This window comes from Limosilactobacillus avium (genome assembly GCF_947381485.1).
GTDB classification, from domain to species: Bacteria; Bacillota; Bacilli; order Lactobacillales; family Lactobacillaceae; genus Limosilactobacillus; species Limosilactobacillus avium.
This window is the reverse complement of record NZ_CANCWN010000104.1, coordinates 1-422: the sequence shown is the minus strand read 5'-3', so window position 1 is coordinate 422 and position 422 is coordinate 1. Positions and strand designations below refer to the sequence as shown.

Annotated in this window: 1 protein-coding gene; it reads right to left on the bottom strand. The window is 43.8% G+C overall.

Going from position 1 to position 422, the window contains the following annotated elements; genetic code table 11:
- Positions 1 to 422, bottom strand: a 422-nt coding sequence (locus QOS01_RS10485) for an IS30 family transposase (RefSeq protein ID WP_283622280.1), incomplete at both ends; no start/stop codon positions are given.

The following is a 422-nucleotide window of genomic DNA, read 5'->3' as shown; positions in this document are numbered from 1 at the left end:
CAGTTAATCTGAATTAACTCATCATCACTAATCTCTTCAATTGGTTGACCTTTGGGAATAAAGCGGCGCAACACTCGGTTACGGTTCTCATTACTGTCACGTTCATGTGGGGAATAGGCATGGCCAAAATACAGCGGTACACCGGTCTGCTCCTCAATTGATTGGTAGTTGGCGAACTCTTTCCCGTGATCAACTGTCAGTGTCTTGAGATTAGTTCCTAATTGATTAGCTAATTCAAGGATAGCCTTAGTCATTGAAGTACTATCTCTTCCGTCAAGCCGTTTAACGATAGTAAGGCGACTCTTGCGTTCGACAAACGTGGCTACTGCTTGACCTTTGCGCTTGCCAGATAAAACTGTATCAGCTTCAAAATGGCCTGCAATATTACGATCAGAAGCTTCAGCTGGACGATCTTCAATCGA